Consider the following 19,187-nt stretch of genomic DNA (forward strand, 5'->3'; position numbering starts at 1 on the left):
CCGCTTGCTGTAGCAACAAGTTTGCGTGGCGACTTGTATTGGGGTTGCGCTGTCGTCGCGCTCTTGAAAGTTAGTGTCAATGCAATAGCTGCATTGGTTTTAACCGGCTAGCTCAGTGCTTCTTCCTTTAGAAAGTTTAGTAATAAAGGGTGATTCGCTAGAGCAATATTGATTCGAAGAGCTGACCCTGACTCGTCATTGCCTAAAGTAAACAAATTTCCAGGTGCTAGGAAAATCCCCTGTGCAGAGGCTTTTTTTGCTAGCTCAAGGCCGTCTACGCTTTTTGGTAAAGGGCACCAAATGTAGTAACTCCCGGTGGGTGGCTGAATTTGCTTGAAACCAATATTTTTCAACGAGGAGATCGCTGCTGCGCTAGCCTTGGCCACTCTCTCGCGTAAACGAGTCATTTGGCGACGATAGCGACCATGAATGATCATTTCATGGATCATCCTTTCAATAATGCTTGAACTGGTAACCACCGTGAGCATTTTAATATCAATCAGTGACCGAACCAGCGTCTGATTAGCTGCAATGTAGCCACAACGCATACTGGCAGATAGCGTTTTGGAAAAAGTGCCAACGTATATGACTCGGTTAAGGCCATCGAGCGAAGCAAGGTGAGGCGTTGATCGGGGGAGAATATCACCAAAAGGATCGTCTTCAATGATGGTTAAATCATGCTGTTCAGCGATACGTAATAAGGCATGCATATTCTGGAGAGACATGGATGTGCCGGTAGGGTTGTGAGCCATAGGCTGAACAAACAAAAGCCTTGGCCGGTATTCCCGGATACTCTGTTCCAGCATATCGAGATCCAGCCCTTGAGGTCCTCTAGTGATGCCGATGGTTTTGGCACGCTGTAGGCGTAATTTACCAAACATTGGGTAATAACCAGGGCTTTCAACTAGCACCACTTCACCGGGCTCTACAAAATGCCTAACAATCAGGTCGAGTGCATGGTTGGCGCCGAACGTCATCAAGATTTGATTTGGATGAACGCTAATTGCACGATCGTTTAGCGTTCTGGCGATATCTTCTCGCAGGCCGATCAATCCCTGAGGGTTGCCGTATTCGAACTCATCTCTGGCGTCATTATCCTGATTGCTGCGTTTGAAATAGCGGCGTATGTCCGAGCTTTCCATCCAACTTGCCGGCAGGCGTCCATCTCCGGCTCTGACTTCATAATGCTGATTCAATTGTTCTCTTAATAGAGAAACCAAGTCGACCGCTTCAGTAAAATGTTCAGGCTTGATAGCTGGGTGAGCTGGTCTGGTTGCTTCCACATAAAAGCCAGAACCGCGCCGAGGGCTGATATATCCAGTCGCGACTAAGCGGTCATAAGCATCAATTATAGTATTTTTTGAAACCCCAAAGCTCAGGGTTGCATTGCGAATGGAGGGTAATCTTGTCCCCGCCGTTAGCTGTCCCTGCTCAATGCGCTCAATAACTGTATTGGCGACTTGTTGTGCTCGAGGTGGTTTTTGCTTCATAAAAGGCTCAATTGTACCCATTAAGGAAAGGGTACAGTACATGGGTCAATTTTGAATATTGTACCTTGTCCAGCTTTCTCTATCACCCTAACTTAAGATAAGAGTATGTTTTATTTCTAACAATAATCGGTGATGCAGCGGTCTCTAGTTCGCGCTAATAGCACTGCCATTCACCATGGAGAGCATCGTGAACTTAACAACCATAAATAAAAGCTGGTTCTTTTTAAAAACGGTCGCAGCTGTGTCCACTGTGACAGCCTGTGTGGCTCCTTCTATTGCTATTGCCGAGGATCTGCCCAGCGTAAACTGGCGAATGCAGGCGCTTTGGGATGCGGGGACGACGCCCTATGAATACGAAGAAAAATTTGTAGAGAGGGTGTCCGAATTAACTGATGGGAAGTTTGAAATTCGATTGTTTGCCGGTGGACAATTAGTGCCAGCGGCCCAAGCATTTGAAGCTGTACGTGCAGGTGCCTTCCAGATGATGAAGACATTTGACGGCTATGAAGCAGGTTCTATACCTGCTTTCGCGTTCACCAGCACAGTACCGTTTGGTTTTCCTGAGTCTGACCAGTACGAAGCTTGGTTCTATGAGAAAGGGGGAATTGAGCTGGCTCGTCAGGCCTATGCGTCAGCTGGTCTCTACTACATTGCACCTACGGTTTATGGGCAAGAACCCATCCATTCTAAATTTCCTATCGAATCTCTGGATGATCTGGATGGCAAAAAAGGCCGTTTCGTTGGCTTGGCCAGCACGGTGATGAGCGAATTTGGTGTGTCTACGACAGGATTGCCTACGGCAGAGGTGTATCAAGCACTTGAAAAAGGGGTCATTGATCTTGCCGATCGCGGCGACCTGACCGCTAATTTTGAAGCAGGCTTGGGAGAAGTGGCCGGATATATAGCTGTACCTGGCTTTCACCAACCCACGACAGCTACCAGTTATGTAGCGAACCAAGCGGCTTACGATAGTTTACCTGACTCTTACAAAGCGGCCTTGGAAGTGGCTGCCCGTGAGATTTCGTCTTCTTTACGGCAGCACATCCTTGCCCAGGATACTGTTGCTCTCGAAGAGTTCGAAGCGCAAGGCGTACAGATCACCCATTTGAGCCCCGACCTCATTGCAGAAGGGCGCCCGACCGCGATGAATGCATGGAGGAGAGCGGCTGGAGATGACGAATTGGCTAACGAAATTCTCAATAGCCAAATCGAATTCATGCAAGAACTTGGCTTGATTGACTGAGTTCCTACCTTACGGTTCCGCGCGCTGGCAATCCGGTAATAGGCCGGATTGCCTTCCCATCGAGGTTCAATTATGGCTGTTCTTCTTGGCTACTGCCGCCTTATAACGGCTCTTAACCGTTGGGTGGCCACGGTTGTATCGGCTTTTGTCTTCATTATGGTGGCCGTCATCAGCTACGAAGTAGTGTCCCGCTATTTTTTCAATGCACCCACTACCTGGGCTATGGAGCTTGCGACACTATTATTTGGCCCTTACTTCTTACTGGCTGGCCCTTATATTCTACATACTGCTGGACACGTCAACGTTGACATACTTTACCGTAAACTGCCGTTTAAGTTGGCAGGCTTAGTAGACTGTCTAACATATGCGCTGATTGTTGTAGTAACGGTGATTTTTATAGATCAGAGCCTACCTATAGCGCTGAATGCCTACGCAAGTGGTGAAACTTCATTTACCTCTTGGAATCCCCCCGTCTGGCCGGTGAAAGCGCTTATTCCGATCGCTTTTTTATTGCTTCTCATGCAAGCGCTGGCTGAAATTATTTGGGCAGTTAAGCGTTTTCAAGGTCAAGAGGTGAAAGCATGAGTTCTACTCTTGTCCTTTCAATGATGTTTGTCTCACTGTTGGTATTGTTGCTCAGCGGGATGCCTTTAGCATTTGTACTGGCATTTTTGGCAATTTTATTCACAGTCATACTGTGGGGAGCTGATGCACTAGTGCTGACCGTTCTCCAAACCTTTGATGCAATGACATCAGACATCTTGCTGGCTATCCCACTCTATGTGCTGATGGCAAGCGTGCTTCAGCGCTCAGGTATTATTGAAGCGTTATATCGTGCAATGGAGCTCTGGTTCCGACGTTTGCCGGGAGGATTGGCCGTCGGTACCGTGGCGATCTGTACGGTGATGGCGGCGATGACCGGCATTGTTGGGGCGGCTGTTGCGGCAATGGGCATCCTCGCATTGCCATCTATGCTACAGCGCGGTTATGACCAGCGATTAGCACTGGGCACAATCTGTGCAGGAGGTACATTAGGCATTCTGATTCCTCCCTCAATTATTACGATAGTATATGCTTCTACTGCCCAGATATCAGTTGGCAAAATGTTTGCTGCCGGTATTGTTCCAGGAATAATACTGGCAGGACTGTATATTTTTTATATTATTCTGAGAGCAATTATCCAGCCAAACCTAGCTCCTCGGCAGTCTGGAGAGCAGACAAACCTAGGGGAGATGTTGAGTTCTCTTAAAGCTCTGATACTACCAGTACTGATTGTTTTATCCGTGCTGGGTAGTATCTATGCAGGTATTGCCACGCCCACCGAGGCAGCAGCAGTGGGTGTTGTTGGGGCGTTGATTTCAGCGGCCTTTCAGAAGCAGCTGACATTTAAAAACTTATCTGCTGCATCTATGGATACCTTGCGTGTGACCACTATGATTATGTGGATCACGATTGGGGCGAAGATATTTGTATCCATCTTCACCGGCACTGGCGGGGCGGACTCGCTTCTACAATTCATTCAAGACCTTGAAATGAATCGCTGGTTAGTACTGCTTTCCATGATGCTGGTTTTAGTCTTCCTTGGGTTATTCCTGGATGAAATTGGCATCATCCTTTTATGTGTGCCTGTCTTCTTACCTATCATAAACGCCTTTCAATTTGATCCGGTCTGGTTCGGAGTGCTTTTCCTTATTACTGCTCAGATGGGTTATATCACCCCTCCTTTTGGCTACACGCTTTTTTACATAAAGGGAGTACTGCCACCTGATATTGGTATGGGAACTGTATACCGGGCCATCGTACCCTTCTTGGTTTTGCAGCTCATTGCATTAATTTTATTTATGCTTTTTCCCGAAATCGTTACTTGGCTGCCTGAACAACTTTCACAGAAAGTACGCTCTTAAAAAAGGAGATAAAAACAATGACTACAACGACTTCTCGTATTCCAGGGTTGCACAAAATGTCACCTGAAGAGCGGCTACAAAAGGTAGTGGAAGTCACTGGGTTGAGCGAGGATGTTGTCAGGCACCTGGGTAACACGGGCAACCTGGATTCAGCCACAGCCGACTCCATGATCGAGAATGTCATTGGCACCATGAACATTCCTTTGGGGGTGGCGACCAATATGCTGGTAGATGGGCATGATGTCCTAGTGCCCATGGCGACAGAGGAGTCTTCGGTGGTAGCTGCTGTCTGTAACGCAGCCCGTCAGTGCCGTTCAACCGGCGGTTTTAAGACAGACATGTCGAATTCTCACATGATTGCCCAGGTTCAGTTGCTGGGTGTTCCGAATCCTGAATTCGCTCGTTTGCAGATACTAGAGCATAAGTCGCACGTTCAGTTGATATGTGATGAAACAGATCCGGTCTTGCTTAAACACGGCGGCGGGTTCCGTGATATGGAGGTGCGTGTTCTGAAAGGACGCACTGGGCCAATGGTGGTCACCCATCTGATTGTCGATACTCGTGATGCAATGGGCGCTAACGCAGTGAATTCCATGGCGGAAGCCGTAGCCCCCCATATTGCAAAATGGACGGGAGGGAAGACCTATCTGCGTATTTTGTCCAACTTGGCGGATCGTCGGTTAGCGAGAGCACGGGCTACTTGGGCTTTGGACGAAATTGGTGGTGCAGAGGTTCGTGATGGCATATTGGCCGCCTATGACTTCGCCGATATTGACCCTTATCGCGCAGCCACGCATAACAAAGGCATCATGAATGGGGTAAGTGCTGTGGTACTGGCAACTGGAAATGATTGTCGGGCCGTAGAGGCGGGAGCCCATGCTTATGCTGCCCGTACAGGGCAGTACAGCTCATTAACACGATGGGAAGCCGATGCTGACGGAAACCTGACCGGCACTATTGAAATGCCTTTGGCGGTAGGCTTAATTGGTGGAGCCACGCGCTCTCACCCTACAGCGCGTATTGCGCTGGATATAATGAACATAACGACTGCCGAACGGCTTGCCTGCACTATTGCTGCAGTCGGTTTGGCTCAGAACTTCGCTGCACTCAAAGCACTAGCGACGACGGGCATCCAAAAGGGTCATATGGCACTCCATGCGAAAAATATTGCGGTCATGGCAGGTGCGGTTGGTGACGAGATTGAGAAAGTAGCCGACGCGTTGGTAAAGCTTGGTAAGGTAAGGGTCGATGTAGCAGAAGAAATTCTCAACGAGGTGCGACAGTAACGCCTTAACCAGCTTATATAAAACTGACTAGTCGTCTAGCTAGATGTAACCACCACTACGGGCTGTTTCTGACCTTTGATCGTGGCATTCTATCTACATCGGTAATCTACTCGTTGGGGTTAACGACTCCGGTTTTTCTGTTTTAGAGACGACTATGCCATCACTTCATAATACCCGGTTCATGCTCGCCAACCTGGTCATCCCTGGCCGAGGTCAGCATGAGTGACTTGCAGCCGATATCAGCCGCGCTTGAAGCGCTACTGGCAGACATCAACGTAATAGACGTAGAGAGTGTTCCGCTGGAAGCCGCTGCCGGGCGTGTGTTGGCCGAAGCCGTCACCGCACAGCTGGATGTGCCGCCGTTCGATAACAGCGCAATGGACGGATACGTTTTGCGCGCTGCCGATGCGGGGCAGTGGCTGCCGGTGAGCCAACGCATTGCTGCCGGCACGCAGGCGAAAGCGCTTGCACCTGGAAGCTGCGCACGTATTTTTACCGGCGGTGAGATTCCTCCCGGTGCCGACTGCGTGGTGATGCAGGAGCGCGTACAAGTTGACGGTGATCGTGCGCTGATGCCTGCGGACATTCCCGCAGGTGATAATGTCCGCCGCCAAGGGCGTGACGTGCACCAGGGCAGCATACTATTAGATGCTGGTGAGCGGCTCGAAGCAGCGGCCCTTGGCCACTTGGCAGGTCAGGGAATTACTCAGGTCAGCGTGCGCCGGCGCCCCCGTGTGGCGCTGCTTTCGACGGGCGATGAGATTATTGATCCGGGAACGCCGCTAAAGCCAGGTCAACTCTACAACTCCAACCGGCCGATGCTTAGGCGCCTGTTAGAGAACTTTGGCGCCGAGGTGGTGAGTACCGTTAGTGTGCCGGATGACTATGCCCGCACCGTGGCACTGTTAACGGCCGCCGCTGCTGAGGCAGACCTGGTGGTCACCACTGGCGGCGTCAGCGTCGGCGAAGAGGATCATGTCAAAGCTGCGCTGGAAGCGATTGGCCAGCTCGATATGTGGAAGCTGGCGATCCGCCCCGGTAAGCCGCTAGCACTGGGTCGTTTGCCTCGCGATGACGGCAGCCAGGCGCGGTTTGTCGGTTTGCCAGGCAATCCGGTCTCGGGGTTTGTGGGTGCTTGGCTGTTTTTACGTCCCTTACTGGGCGCAATGCTTGGTTGTCCAGCGCTAACATCGCTGCCAGCGGTGACCGCGAAAGCGGGGTTTGCTACCTCCACCGGCCCACGTGAACACTATATGCGTGTAACGCTTGAGTTCACGCCAAGCGGGGTGACGGCGACGGCCTTTGAGGATCAGAATTCCGGGGTGCTTTCATCCTGTATTAACGCCGATGCTTTTGCAGTGATTCCGGCCAATAGCGACATAGCCGAGGGCGATGCCATTAGCTGTTTGTGGTTGGCTGGCTAAGAGCAGGGGCTGAGAAAGCTAAGGATTAAGCTTGCGGGCATCCAGTAGCAGTACTAGCTGTTGCTGGACGAAGGTTAACCCGCATAGCGCCGTGGAAAATCGGCGGGAAAGCAGCAGTTTAGGCAGCGGGTAGAGCGTGTTGGCCGGCAGTTGCTGAAGCGTTATGTCACCGCTCACGCCCAGTTGCCAAGTGCTGTTGTTGTCGCTGGCTGCTTGAGCGTCGCGCAGGGTGAGCCAGCGGTTAGGTGGGGAGTCATGGTCTCCACCTTCATAGAGCAGCGTTTGAGCATTGGCAGTGCGCGGTGCCATGGGATGATCGGTCATGGCCAGCACATGGCGCGCTTCCAAGGCGGTACGGTAAGGCCCTACGCAAAACAGCACCAAGGCAACCTGGGCCTGTTCATGATGGCCGCGATGCAAGGGCACTTTAACCAAGCCCCTGCTGGTAGGCGTCGAAGAGCGCCTCTGGGTCAAGCAGGGCAAGCGCTTCTTGCTCATCTATCTGCCATAGCGCGCTGACATAAGGGCGCAACGTGCCGGAAAGCGTCTCTGGCGGCGCTTGCAGCATACTTTGAGTGACCTCGCACACATCATCAAGCTGTTCAATACGCACACCGCTAGTAATCCCTGCCGCGCTCACTAACAGAATCATCCCCTTACTGTTACCTTCCGGTGCAGGTAAACCGAGTAGTTGATGCAGGCTAATGACGGACTCGATAGTGCCCCGCAGGTGCAGCACACCTTCGGTAGAGAAAGGCAGTCCCGGCACGTAATAGACGGGTTGGTCGCTGGATAGAATTTCACTCACCGCGCTGCCGGGTAGTGCAAAAGGCTGGCCGTTGAGCCGGAAGAGCACTAGCTGTTGGGTAGGCTCATCAATATCTACCACCGCCTCAGCATCGCCGTGTGCTGCTAATGCCTCGTCAAGGGTTTGGGTAGCGGGCGGCTGGTCATTTGCCTCGCCGTTGCGGGGAAATTCAGCGGTCATCGGCCAGCTCCGGCGATATCACTACCTGATTGCGACCTTGGTGTTTGGCGCGATAGAGCGCTTGGTCGGCGCTTAAACGCAGCGGCTCGGTAGAAGGTTGTGCGGGGAAGCTGCTAATGCCTGCACTGAAGGTGCAGCGAAAGCGAACCTCACCGGCGTGAAAATCGACCAGTGCAAAATCCTCGCGCAGGCTATCGATTAATGTGGCGGCTTTCTCGGCATTAATGCCCTTTAACAGCACAACAAACTCTTCTCCGCCGTAGCGGCCGATAATATCGGAGAGACGCAGGCGACTCTTTAATAGTCTTGCCAGGGTGATAATTACCTGGTCACCCGCCAAATGACCGTGGGTGTCGTTGACATGCTTGAAGTGATCAATGTCGATCATCGCCATGGCGTGCTGGCTATTATCACGGTGCGCCTGAGCGAGGTTTTTATTGATCAGTTCAGTGGTGGTGCTGTGGTTATACAGCCCGGTCATGCTGTCGCGGGTCATTAATGAGCGCAGCAGACGCAGGCGTTCGGCGCGCAGTTGCACGGCAGAGACCAGCTCTTCGGGCTGAACGGGTTTGGTGAGAAAGGCTTCAACCCCCGCAGACATAGCGGATATCTGCTTTTGGCTGTCGGTTTCACTGGAGAGATAGATAATCGGTAGACCCAGGTGTTCCGGCTGCTGGCGAATAATCGATGCCAGCTCTTCCCCAGAACACACCGGCATATACACATCGACCAACAGTAAATCGGGGCTAAAGCGCTCCATTACCGTGAGCGCATCGGCGGGATGGTGAACCTGATGAGTCAGCATTCCGCTCTCTTCAAGCAACAGAGCGTGGTAAGCGGCTGCTTCGAGCTCATCATCCACCACTAGCACCTTGAGTGGCTCTTCTGCCGCCGGAGCGGTCAGTTCATCCACTGCCAGCATCAGATCCAGCGGTTTTACCGGTTTGGTAAAGTAGCCGCCGCAGCCTGCACGAACGGCACTCAGGCGCGAATGAAAGTCGCTGTGGGCCGACAAAACGATGGCGGGAAGCGGTTGGCCTGTCAGTTTGTTCAAGCTGGTCAGGGTTTCAGTGCCTGCCGTCTGGCCTTGGGGGAACTGCACATCCATGATGACCGCGTCAGGGCGACGAGTGAGCACGGCGTTAAAGAATGTGTCTGTATCGATAAACTGAACGACTTCGTGACCAAAGCAGCGTAGGTGATGGATTAATTGATCGACCTGCTCGGGTTCATCGTCGCACAGATAAATTAACCGCTGGCGCTTATTGCGCAGTGGCTCAACCTGGCTGGAAAGCTCGAAGCTGTTTACGGCCGCCAGCGCTTGCTGTTGACCGTGGTGGGAGCGCAGGTGCTGCTGCTCGTGACCCATCTGGAGAAGCAATTGACTGATAAACGTATCGATATCGGCGCGGGCGGGGGAGGTAGTGAGCGCCTCCTGCGCCTGATCCGCCAGCAGGGCAAGCCGCTCAAACCCCAGCGACCTCCCGGTTCCTTTCAAACTATGAAAGAAACGGTGCAGCTCTGGCGCGAGCCGCGCCTGTTCTTCGCTCGTCGTGCGACTCTGCTGCCACAGCTCGGCGGTTTGCGCTAAGCGGGACGGAAGCTGCTCAATAAAACGCTCACGCAGCTGGTTCAGCTTATCGTGCAGCGAAGGGGCGGGCTTAGACATCAAACTACCTACGTAAGTGAACGAAAGCGGCGATCCATTCCATCAGTGATCCATTCCCTCTAGCGATGGTTACTCATCAAGCGCCTGTTTTACTGCGGCCTCTAGGTTGGATGCCAGCTCGGCATCTTTACGCAAACAGGCATGCAGGCCTGGTGTTTGCTGAAGCGTTGTGTCCGGCGTGTCTCCGGTGAGTAAAATAAACGGTAGGTGATTAGCCTGCTCGCGCAGCATCGCCAGCAGTGCTACCCCACTGATGAGGGGCATATGCATATCGCTGACAATCAGCTTGATATCGCTGCGATTATCTAGCTGCTCGACGGCTTCCATCGCGTCAATGGCCAGCAGCGTCTCATGGCCCTGATGCTCAAGCAGTGCCGCCGTCATTTCCCCGGCAAGCGGATCGTCGTCTACGACCAGGATAGGCATTCCATGACCTCATGGTAGTTGTGTCTTTGATGGCTATGTCATTAACAGTCGTGTCAGTATCACTCGTGATTAACCCAGTAGGGCCTGGAGTGTCTCAACTAAATTGTTTTGGTCAAAGCTACCTTTGACGATATAAGCGTCAGCACCGACTTCAATACCGCGTCGCCGATCAGCCTCCTTTTCCCGCGAGGTGATAATAATAATTGGCCGATAACGATAAACCTCATTTTCGCGCAGTCGGGCAGTCAGCGCAAAGCCATCCATTACCGGCATCTCAACGTCGGTAAGTACGGCATCAAACGGCTCTGCCAGTGCTTTGGCTAATCCGTCGCGACCATTTTCGGCCAGGGTAACGTGGTAGCCCCACGCTTCGAGTACATCTTTCTCTATTTCGCGGGTATTCAGTGAGTCGTCGACCACCAAAATGCGTTTCGCGAGAGCGGAGGATGCACGCTCTTCGTTAGCACGTTGGGCACTGTGTCGGGTGACTTCCAGTAAAGCGGGTACGTGGAGTAGGCTTACCAGCGCATTGCGTCCCATGGAAACCATGCCCGAGACCAGCGGTAAATAACGCAGATGTACGGGCAGTGGCTTGATGATCATATCGCGTTCATCAATCAGGGAGTCAATAATCAGAGCAAGCTTCTGGTGCCGCTGGTGGACGACCAGCAGTAGGGTAGTATCAGTACCGGACGCCGTCTCTGGTAGCTCAAGCAGTTGGGCTAGCGATACCACCGGCACAAATTCATTGCGTAAAATCAGCGTGCGCTGACCCGCAGCATCAATAAATGATTGTGATGAGCACTCTACCAACTCTGATACGTAAGGCGCCGTTACCCCTAGGTTGACGCCGCCGACGCTGACCAGCAGTACCCGCATCATCGCCAACGAGAGTGGCAGGCGCAGAGTAAAGCGGGTGCCGCTACCGCGTTCGCTGGCAAGCTGCAGGTCGCCGTTAAGCTCATCCACCACGGTGCGCTTGACTACATCCATGCCCACACCGCGGCCAGAAAAGTCGGTAATCATGCTCTTGGTAGAGAAGCCCGGCAGGAATATAAGCTCTAGCGTTTCCTGTACGCTCAGTGCATGGAGCTGCTCTTCGCTCACCAACTGCTTGGCGAGCGCTTTTTGACGTACCGCTTCAAGCGAAATACCCGCGCCGTCGTCACGCATCTCTACCACCACCCAGCCAGCATCCTGCCAGGCTTCGATAATCAACTGCCCACGGGGAGGTTTACCCGCTACCTGGCGCTCGGCAGGCAGCTCTAAGCCGTGATCCAAGGCATTGCGCAGCAGGTGAATAAGCGGATCCGACAGGCGATCAATCATCTGGCGATCAAGTTCGATTTCGCTGCCTCGCACCCGGCAGTCGACCTGTTTGCCGAGTGACTGGGCCAATTCCCGGGACATATGCGCGAGTGGATCAAACACCACGCTTAGCGGCAGCATGCGCATTTGCAGTGCGCGGTCGTGTAGGTCGCTCATCAGCGAATCGTGGCTTAACACGCTATCTTTCAGCTCACGGTGAAAGGCGTGAAAAGGCCCCTGCTGTTCGGCAGGAGGTGTGATGCTTAGCTCACGGGCTTGGTCAACCAGGGTATGTAAATGATGATGGCCGGAAAGCACTTCGCCCATCAAACGAATAACATCGTCCAGTCGATCCAAGCGAACCCGCACAGTATCGCTGAGCCGCAGTTCGCTCTCCGCCACCAGCGCAGCGGAGGAAGGCGGTGTTGAGGAGGACGGTAGCGCAGGCACAGAGGATGGCGCCGCCTCAGCGAGAGTAATGGGCGGGGGTGGGGCCTGACCGAGGGCAGCTGCTTCCAGGGCGCTACATAGCGCCTCATCAGCCGCGGGTAGGTCGTTACCTGTCGCTCCTTCGGCGAGTCGACTGACTAAGTCAGAAAGACCGTCAACCGCCTGGCTGAGCAGGCTGGTCACCGTTGGCGTTGCGGTTAGGGTGCCGTCGCGCAGAGCGCTGAGCAGCTCTTCAGTGCTATGTGCCAGCGCCGTAATTGGCACCAGTTTAAGCATTCGCGACGAGCCTTTCAGCGTATGCGCTGCGCGGAACAGGTCGTTGATCTGTTCGCGATCAGCATGGCCCTGCTCCAGTGCGCTAATTCCTTCTCGCAAGCGGGGCAGGTGGTCGGCTGCCTCTTCCACAAAGCGTTGTATAAAGCGGCGAATATCCAGCGCCATAATTAACCCACTCCCTGGGTGGTACTGGTTGATGCCAGTGTTAGGTTCACCGCGTCTAAATAACGTTCGGCTAGAAAGCGCGCATCGCCTGGCGGTAGTGGTGGGGTGATGGTGTCTAGCCCTCCATCAGAGGTGGGCGCGGTGGTCAGCAAACGAACCACCGCAGCATAGCGCTGCTTGCGCTGTAATGGCTTGTCGGCCAGTTCACCTTGGCGATAAAGTTCAGCTAAATAGAAATGGGCCGGCCAACACTCCGGGGCAGCGTAAATGGCCCGCTTAAAATGCTCGTAGGCGAGCTGGGGCCGCTGCTGCCAGCGGGCGACCAACCCGGCCAGCACCAGCGCATCGATCGACCACGGCTGTTGCTCAAGTAGCGCCTCAAGCAGCGTAGCGGCGTCGTCAAACGCATTTTGGTTGAGCAACCGATGGGCGGTGTGCAGTTGGTGGCTAATGCTGTCCGTTGGCTCTTTTTCCGTTGCATGCTGACGTGGCGCCTGGGGTGCCACGTCAGTGCAGTTGTCTAACGCTAGCTGTTTATTTGCGCTCTCAGCAACGCTAAGACTGTCTTCAGTAATACTGTCTTCAGCCATGTTGTCCATCGCAAGTAATGAGGGCTGAAGGGGCGTCTCTGGCACTATCGCGGGTTGCTCTACATGGCGAAAGTAAAATACGCCCTGAGCTTCGGTCAATTCAAACACGCCGAGATCGTTACCCAGGGTTTCGGTGACGCCGCAGAGTAAAATGCCATTGGGGGCCAGCAACTGGCTAAGTTGCTGATGGATATGGCGCCGCGTCTGCTGGTCAAAGTAGATCGAGACATTGCGAAACAGAATTACATCAAAGGGGCCGACGGGGCTGTCTTCGTTGGCGTTTAACAGGTTAAACGGCCGAAAGGTTACCCATTGGCGCAGCGGTTCGTGAAGCTTGTAACGCCCCTTGTGGGGGCTGAAGTAACGCTTTTTGAAGGCGGGGGAGAGGGCGCGAAACGCCATGCCGCCATAAACTGCCTGGCGTGCCTTGGCGAGGACTTGGTGATCCAGGTCGCCGCCGGTAATAGTAAACAGTGCTTTGGCCCGCTCGCCAAAGCACTCAAATAGCATCATCGCTACGCTATAGGGCTCTTCACCGGAAGAGCAGCCCGCGCTGAAGATAGAGAGCGGCGGCTGCTCTGTTGTTAGGCGTTGCGGTAAATAGGTGTTGACCAGCCAGTCCAGGGCGTCAGGTTCGCGAAAAAAATAGGTTTCGTTGACCGTTAACTGGCTGACAAATTGATCGAATAGCGCCGTGTCACAGCTTAATTGCTTGAGGAGCTGAGTGATGTCGGTTAGCCCCGTGGAGGCCTGTAAGCTGGCTACTGCTCGGAATAGCCGGGCTTCGGCCAAGCCATCTAGGTGTAAACCGCAGCGTTGATGCACCAGAGCTTTGAAGGGAGCAAACGCACTCATGCCAGAGGCTCCGGTCGGCTATCCATGCAGCCATGGACATCGCGTAGCAGTCGATCCGGAAGGCTATCGAGCGGTAATTCATACTGTATGACGCCTGCTTTGACGGCTTCCTGATTCATGCCATAAATCACCGAGCTGGCTTCATCTTGCGCGAAAGTGGTTCCGCCTGCGCGATGTATCGCTCGCATGCCATTCACTCCATCGCGGCCCATGCCGGTCAAAATAATACCAATCGCATCGCTGCCGTAGACCGCCGCGACACTTTGCAGCAGCACATCGCAACTGGGGTGGTACAGGGAGCATTCAGGACTGGGTTGAAGCTGGAAGCGGTGGCGGGAGGATACGCATAAATCACGCTCGGAAGGTGATAGGTAAATATGCCCAGGGCGTAGCCGTTCGCCCTCTTGGCCCACGCTAACCGGCATAGTGCAAAGGGATGCCAGCCATTGCGCCATGCCATCAATAAATCCATGACTGATGTGCTGGGCGATCACAATGGGGGCTGGAAACCCGCTGGGTAGCCTCCGCAGCACCCGCACTAAGGCTTGCGGGCCACCGGTTGAGCAGGCGATCGCGACCACGTGCTGGAAGTTACGCGGCACCCCCCGTGGCGTTACAGTAAACGTCGCTATTGGAGGAGTGGGGGGAGGTGCTAAGCCGCGTCGACGTAGACGAGTGATGACTGCCACGCCGGAAAGCAGGCGTACACGCTCCAGCAAGCGTTCGGCATCGGCTCCTTCCAGAGTGGGTTTAGGCATGACCTCCAACGCGCCTACCTCAAGGGCTTGATAAGCCGTTTGCGCATCGGAGCGGTCGCTGACTACCAGAATGGGCACTCCTTTGCTGTACATGATCTCTTCGATCGCGGACAAGCCGTCCATCACCGGCATGTTGAGATCCATGGTGATCAGCTGCGGCGCAAGGCGCTTGGCCAGTTCCACCGCTTCGCGGCCATTCGTGGCTTCACCCACGATCTCAATATCATCGTCCCGGCTGAGGATATCGCGTAGCACGTCGCGGGCTACTTGGCTGTCGTCGGCAATGACTACCCGAATTACACTCATCCGGTATCCTTATCAGCGATCTTTATTTGTTAGGGTGAACTCCTGCACCAGCGCGTTAAGCTCAGCCGACATATGGATCATGTCCTGGCTAATATCGGTAATACTGCGCACTGAGTGTGCGTTGCGAGAACTGGCCGTATCGATATCGCGTAGCGCCATCACCACCTGGCTGCTGGCGGTTTTTTGCTGCTGTGTGGAGAGCGATATCTGCTGGGCCGCGCTGCTGGTTTGACTCGCCGCCTTGAGCAGCGCCTCCAGATCCTGGGCGGTACTCATGCTTGCCTCAACGCCCTGCTCGATTGAGGAGGCGCCTTTTTCAGAGGCCACCACCAAGCGATTAATCGCCGTCTGAATATCATCGGTATGCGCTTCAATCTCTTGAGTTGAGTCGGTCACGCTGTCAGCCAAGCGGCGTATCTCGCTGGCGACAACCGAAAAGCGTCGGCCCGATTCCCCTGCGCTTGAAGCTTCCAAGGCGGCATTAAATGCGATCAGTTTGGTCTGAGCGGCTAGGGTGTTGATCAGCTCCATAACCTTGTTGATCTGTTTGGATTTCGCTCCCAGCGTCATGATCTCTGTCAGGCTCTGCTCGCTGTCGCTACGGATATCCTGCATTTTGGACTGTAGCAGCTGCATGGCCGAACTGCCTTTCCGGCTGCGCTCCAGGGTCTGATTGGCAACATCGACCACCGATTGAGAGTGGTCGGCGATTTGGGTTGATGAGGTAGAGAGCTCCTCCATGGTGGAAGTGATTTCCGCTACCGAAGAGGCCATCTCCTCGACCGCTGCGGCCATGGTTTGGCTTGCTTCATGATCGATATCGCTGCCGTGCACACCGGAAAGCCCGGCGGTTTTCGCCAGCCGGTCAGCGACTTGCGTTAGTGCCTGAGCGTTTTTGGCCACTGCCGCAATAGCGCGGGAGAGGCGCTCAAGGAGCTCGTTGGTTTGGTTGGCTAAGTCGCCAAGTTCGGCTTTGTCATCGGTGTTGACCCGCCGCGAAAGATCCAGGCTGTGGGTGATGTCTTTCAACTGGCGCTGGAAATCAATCAGCGGGCGGATGAGGCTGCCAGTCAGCGGGTAGAGTACCAGCAGCCCAACGAGCAGAATGAGCAGTCCGATACCGCTGGATTCCAGGAAGCGCTCGTGGGTGGATGCCAGGTACGCCTTTTTATCGACTTCCACCATCAGGTAGCGCTGCAGCTCGGGGAGCCAGATCGTGCTGACCAACACTTCTTGACCGTCACGGGTCGCTTCATGCACCTGTAGCTGCTCGTTTTGCAGCAAACGCTGCGACGCTTGCTCTGGTGAGGCCTCGGTGGCTGTTGCGACAGTAGGAGCTGATTCATCACTACGATTGGCTTCGCCGCTGCGAACAAGCGGCTCACCCTCGGCGCTGAGCAGCGAGGCGTGTCCGCTACCGCCTAAGCGAAAGTCATCAATCAAACTGGCCATTTGGGAGAGATCAAGCCCTGCACCGGCCACGACCAGCGGTCGACCGTTGGCGGCATTTACCGTGCTGCGATAATTGACGTACACAAAGGCATCGTCGGGTGAAAAGGTGTCGCTATCTAAATTTAGCTCGTAAGCGTTGTCGCTGTCAGTAAAGTGGTAGTACCAGTCATCTTCGCTGCCGGGGGGCTGGATAATGCGCTGCAGAAATTCACCGTTGCGCAGCTGGAAATAGTAGCCCCGACCCTGGTGTTGAGCGGCGATAAACAGCAGCTCGGTGTCTAACTGCTCCATAAGACGCGCTAGATACGCCGCAATGTCGTTTTGTCGCTCTTCCGGTAGGCCTTCGCGAACCCACTGCTCAATAAAGTAGCTATTGGCCAAGCTTTCGGAAATGGCAAGATCCTGGCTAAGGCTGAGGTTTATATGCGCTGCCAGCCCTTTGACCTGTGCCGGTAGCTCTTGATTAAGCAGGTTATCCAGCCGCGCTTGGCTGTGTGAACGCGCTTGAAGATAGAGCGCCAAAAGCATCGCGAATGCTAAGACTGTCCCAAAAGAGAGAAATAGACGAAGCCGTAAAGGTAGGGATTTCCAGCGCGCCATCATGTTCGCCGTTGCTCCAAAGTAAACGGTGGCCCTAACGGCGCTGCTCAATAGCGCTCAGGGTTAGAAGTAGAGTGATACTTACCATTCTACTTAGGGTAGTGGCAACGATTTCAGCTTTTTTTGTGAGGACTGGCTAGCCTGTAATAAGTGTATTTTGGTACTTGCGCTTACACGATCGCGTGGGGCACAAAGCAGGAGGAGTCTTTGGTGATGCGACCAACGTCTTCACGAATGCCCATGCCGCAGGCACGGTCGCCCACTACCCAACTGCCAATTAAGGCGTGGTTATTACCAAAGCGCGGCATCGGGTGGTAAGCCTGCCGAATCCATGGGCTGTCGGTATAGGGGCCGTCCACGGCCTCCCGCTGGCCAGTTGGAGTGATTAGCTCCACATTGCTGCCTTCCCGGGAGAAGAACGGTTTACGCACCCAGCCCGCAGGCAGTGGTGGGCTATTGGCATCCTCAAAAAACGCCGGTAACAGATTGGGGTGGCCCTTAAAGTGCTCCCATAAAAGGGGCAGAATCCCCTTGTTGGAGAGAATGGCTTTCCAGGGCGGCTCAAACCAGTGGGTGTTTAGCTGCGGGATATATTCGCCAAACGCATCGTCGGCCATCTCTTCCCAGGGGTAGAGTTTGAACAGGGCGTGGATAGGCTGGTCATCAAGGTCAACAAAGTGTTCCGTCCCTGGGCGTAGACCAATATCTTCGGTGAAGATAAAGGGCGCATTGAGGCCTGCCTGCACCGCCACGTCTTGTAAATAATGCACGGTGGCGCGCTCTTCGGCATTATCTTTGATACAGGAGAAGTAGAGCGTACGCGCTTCAATGCGATCGCCAAGGTGCGCCATAGCATTGATCAAGCGCTCTTGAATCGAGTTGTACTGATCCGCATGGCGCGGCAGAATGCCTTGTTGGATAGCTTGCTCAAGCCACACCCACTGAAAGAAGCCTGCTTCGTAGAGTGAGGTAGGGGTGTCGTAGTTGAGTTCCAGCAGTTTCGCCGGACCATCGCCTGAATAGGCAAAATCCATCCGCCCGTAGAGGTGCGGCTGACCCGACTTCCAGGAGTTGTGGATGCTGTCCCACATGTGTTCAGGCAACGCCAGACGCTGCATAAGCGCATTGGAGTGGCAAACCTTGTCCACCAGCTCCATGCACATTTCATGCACTTCCTCGGTAGGTGCTTCGATATCTCGCTCTACCTGCTCTAGGCTGAACTGGTAGTAGGCATCCTCTTTCCAGTAAGGCTCCCCGTCGATGGTATGAAAATGAAAGCCCAGCTCGTGGGCCAGGGCTTTCCACTCTTTCCTTTCAGGGATATCGATTCGCAGCATAGTAATGTTTGCCTGGGGGTTATGAGCCCCAGCCGCCGCGGGCAGAAGAGCGTGAGCCAAAGCCTCGGCGCTGAGACGCGGCTTGGCGGTTCTGAGCCACTGAGCTACGCATGGCATCGTTACGCTGAGTGACGCGCTGAGTCGCCTGGCTAGAGGCCGTGTTCCAGTTGCCCTGGTTCTGGCGATTGCGGTACACCGGCTCCTGATACACCCGCTCGAAGGAGCGTCCACGATTGGTGTTGGACATCATGCTGCCGACCATATAACCCATCATGGCAGGCATGAACCAGCTGCCGCCGGTGTTACCCGTAGCCGCTTGAGACTGCTCTTCGGTCGGCGCGGTACAAGCGCCTTCACCATTCTCCGCTTCGCACTCCTCCAGCGTGCTATAGCGCGGCACCTCTTTTAATGAGGCTTCGTAAGCATCTTCACAGGCGCTACGGGTATAGACATTCTCTGCAACACAATCCTCAACGCTTTGAAAGCTGCGCGGCTGGTCGAACTCTATATCGGTGATTTGCTCTTCCTGGGGCGGTTGGCCACAGGCGGTAAGACCAAAGGCGCTGGCGCCCATCATTGCCAGTGACAAGCGCCCGCTGCGCTTGCGGCGCGGCAAATGAGGGGTACTATCGTGTTTTGACATGCAGGCTCTCCTTTACC

The 19,187-nt window shown here is 54.1% G+C and carries 16 protein-coding genes; 5 read left to right on the plus strand and 11 right to left on the minus strand.

What is annotated here, in order from left to right:
- Positions 1-107: 107 nt before the first annotated feature.
- Positions 108-1,490 (minus strand): aminotransferase-like domain-containing protein, encoded by a 1,383-nt coding sequence (locus HZS52_RS08645; protein WP_022521836.1) that lies wholly within the window; start codon positions 1,488-1,490, stop codon positions 108-110.
- A gap of 187 nt (positions 1,491-1,677) precedes the next feature.
- Between HZS52_RS08645 and dctP the strand changes: the two genes are divergently transcribed.
- From dctP to HZS52_RS08670, 5 genes are all read left to right on the plus strand, one after another.
- Positions 1,678-2,733 carry a TRAP transporter substrate-binding protein DctP gene (gene dctP, locus HZS52_RS08650; RefSeq protein ID WP_022521837.1) on the plus strand — a complete coding sequence of 352 codons (1,056 nt, stop codon included), beginning with the start codon at positions 1,678-1,680 and terminating at the stop codon, positions 2,731-2,733.
- 72 nt (positions 2,734-2,805) lie between these two features.
- Positions 2,806-3,318, plus strand: a complete 513-nt coding sequence (locus tag HZS52_RS08655; protein ID WP_022521838.1) for a TRAP transporter small permease subunit — start codon at positions 2,806-2,808, stop codon at positions 3,316-3,318.
- Positions 3,315-4,637 carry a TRAP transporter large permease gene (locus tag HZS52_RS08660; RefSeq protein ID WP_009285872.1) on the plus strand — a complete coding sequence of 441 codons (1,323 nt, stop codon included), beginning with the start codon at positions 3,315-3,317 and terminating at the stop codon, positions 4,635-4,637. The genes HZS52_RS08655 and HZS52_RS08660 overlap by 4 nt, the downstream gene beginning before the upstream one ends.
- Positions 4,638-4,645: 8 nt before the next feature.
- Positions 4,646-5,923 (plus strand): hydroxymethylglutaryl-CoA reductase, degradative, encoded by a 1,278-nt coding sequence (locus HZS52_RS08665; RefSeq protein WP_258955994.1) that lies wholly within the window; start codon positions 4,646-4,648, stop codon positions 5,921-5,923.
- 218 nt (positions 5,924-6,141) lie between these two features.
- Positions 6,142-7,347 carry a molybdopterin molybdotransferase MoeA gene (locus tag HZS52_RS08670; protein ID WP_190374564.1) on the plus strand — a complete coding sequence of 402 codons (1,206 nt, stop codon included), beginning with the start codon at positions 6,142-6,144 and terminating at the stop codon, positions 7,345-7,347.
- A gap of 18 nt (positions 7,348-7,365) precedes the next feature.
- Here the strand turns inward: HZS52_RS08670 and HZS52_RS08675 are convergent, their stop codons facing one another.
- The 10 genes from HZS52_RS08675 to HZS52_RS08720 all read right to left on the minus strand — a co-directional run bounded on the left by HZS52_RS08675 (position 7,366) and on the right by HZS52_RS08720 (position 19,170).
- Positions 7,366-7,773, minus strand: coding sequence for a hypothetical protein (locus HZS52_RS08675; protein WP_022521842.1), 408 nt, complete (start codon positions 7,771-7,773; stop codon positions 7,366-7,368).
- A 1-nt stretch (position 7,774) separates the two neighbouring features.
- Positions 7,775-8,335 carry a chemotaxis protein CheW gene (locus HZS52_RS08680; protein WP_190374565.1) on the minus strand — a complete coding sequence of 187 codons (561 nt, stop codon included), beginning with the start codon at positions 8,333-8,335 and terminating at the stop codon, positions 7,775-7,777.
- Entirely contained in the window at positions 8,325-10,004 is a 1,680-nt protein-coding gene (locus HZS52_RS08685) for a diguanylate cyclase (RefSeq protein ID WP_190374566.1), read from the minus strand. Before HZS52_RS08685 ends, HZS52_RS08680 begins: the two co-directional genes overlap by 11 nt.
- Before the next feature lie 69 nt (positions 10,005-10,073).
- Entirely contained in the window at positions 10,074-10,430 is a 357-nt protein-coding gene (locus HZS52_RS08690) for a response regulator (protein ID WP_022521845.1), read from the minus strand.
- A gap of 69 nt (positions 10,431-10,499) precedes the next feature.
- Positions 10,500-12,629, minus strand: a complete 2,130-nt coding sequence (locus HZS52_RS08695) for a hybrid sensor histidine kinase/response regulator (RefSeq protein ID WP_190374567.1) — start codon at positions 12,627-12,629, stop codon at positions 10,500-10,502.
- 2 nt (positions 12,630-12,631) lie between these two features.
- Positions 12,632-14,074, minus strand: coding sequence for a CheR family methyltransferase (locus HZS52_RS08700; protein WP_138799349.1), 1,443 nt, complete (start codon positions 14,072-14,074; stop codon positions 12,632-12,634).
- On the minus strand, positions 14,071-15,138 hold the full coding sequence (gene cheB / locus HZS52_RS08705) for a chemotaxis-specific protein-glutamate methyltransferase CheB (RefSeq protein WP_041159339.1): 1,068 nt from the start codon (positions 15,136-15,138) through the stop codon (positions 14,071-14,073). Before cheB ends, HZS52_RS08700 begins: the two co-directional genes overlap by 4 nt.
- A 12-nt stretch (positions 15,139-15,150) precedes the next feature.
- Positions 15,151-17,193 carry a methyl-accepting chemotaxis protein gene (locus tag HZS52_RS08710; RefSeq protein ID WP_190374568.1) on the minus strand — a complete coding sequence of 681 codons (2,043 nt, stop codon included), beginning with the start codon at positions 17,191-17,193 and terminating at the stop codon, positions 15,151-15,153.
- Between the two features lie 167 nt (positions 17,194-17,360).
- Positions 17,361-18,527 (minus strand): glutathionylspermidine synthase family protein, encoded by a 1,167-nt coding sequence (locus HZS52_RS08715; RefSeq protein WP_022521850.1) that lies wholly within the window; start codon positions 18,525-18,527, stop codon positions 17,361-17,363.
- A gap of 19 nt (positions 18,528-18,546) precedes the next feature.
- Complete coding sequence (locus tag HZS52_RS08720; protein WP_022521851.1) at positions 18,547-19,170, minus strand: DUF1190 domain-containing protein; 624 nt, start codon at positions 19,168-19,170, stop codon at positions 18,547-18,549.
- Positions 19,171-19,187: the final 17 nt, after the last annotated feature.

This window comes from Vreelandella titanicae, assembly GCF_014697095.1.
In the GTDB taxonomy this organism is placed as follows: domain Bacteria; phylum Pseudomonadota; class Gammaproteobacteria; order Pseudomonadales; family Halomonadaceae; genus Vreelandella; species Vreelandella titanicae.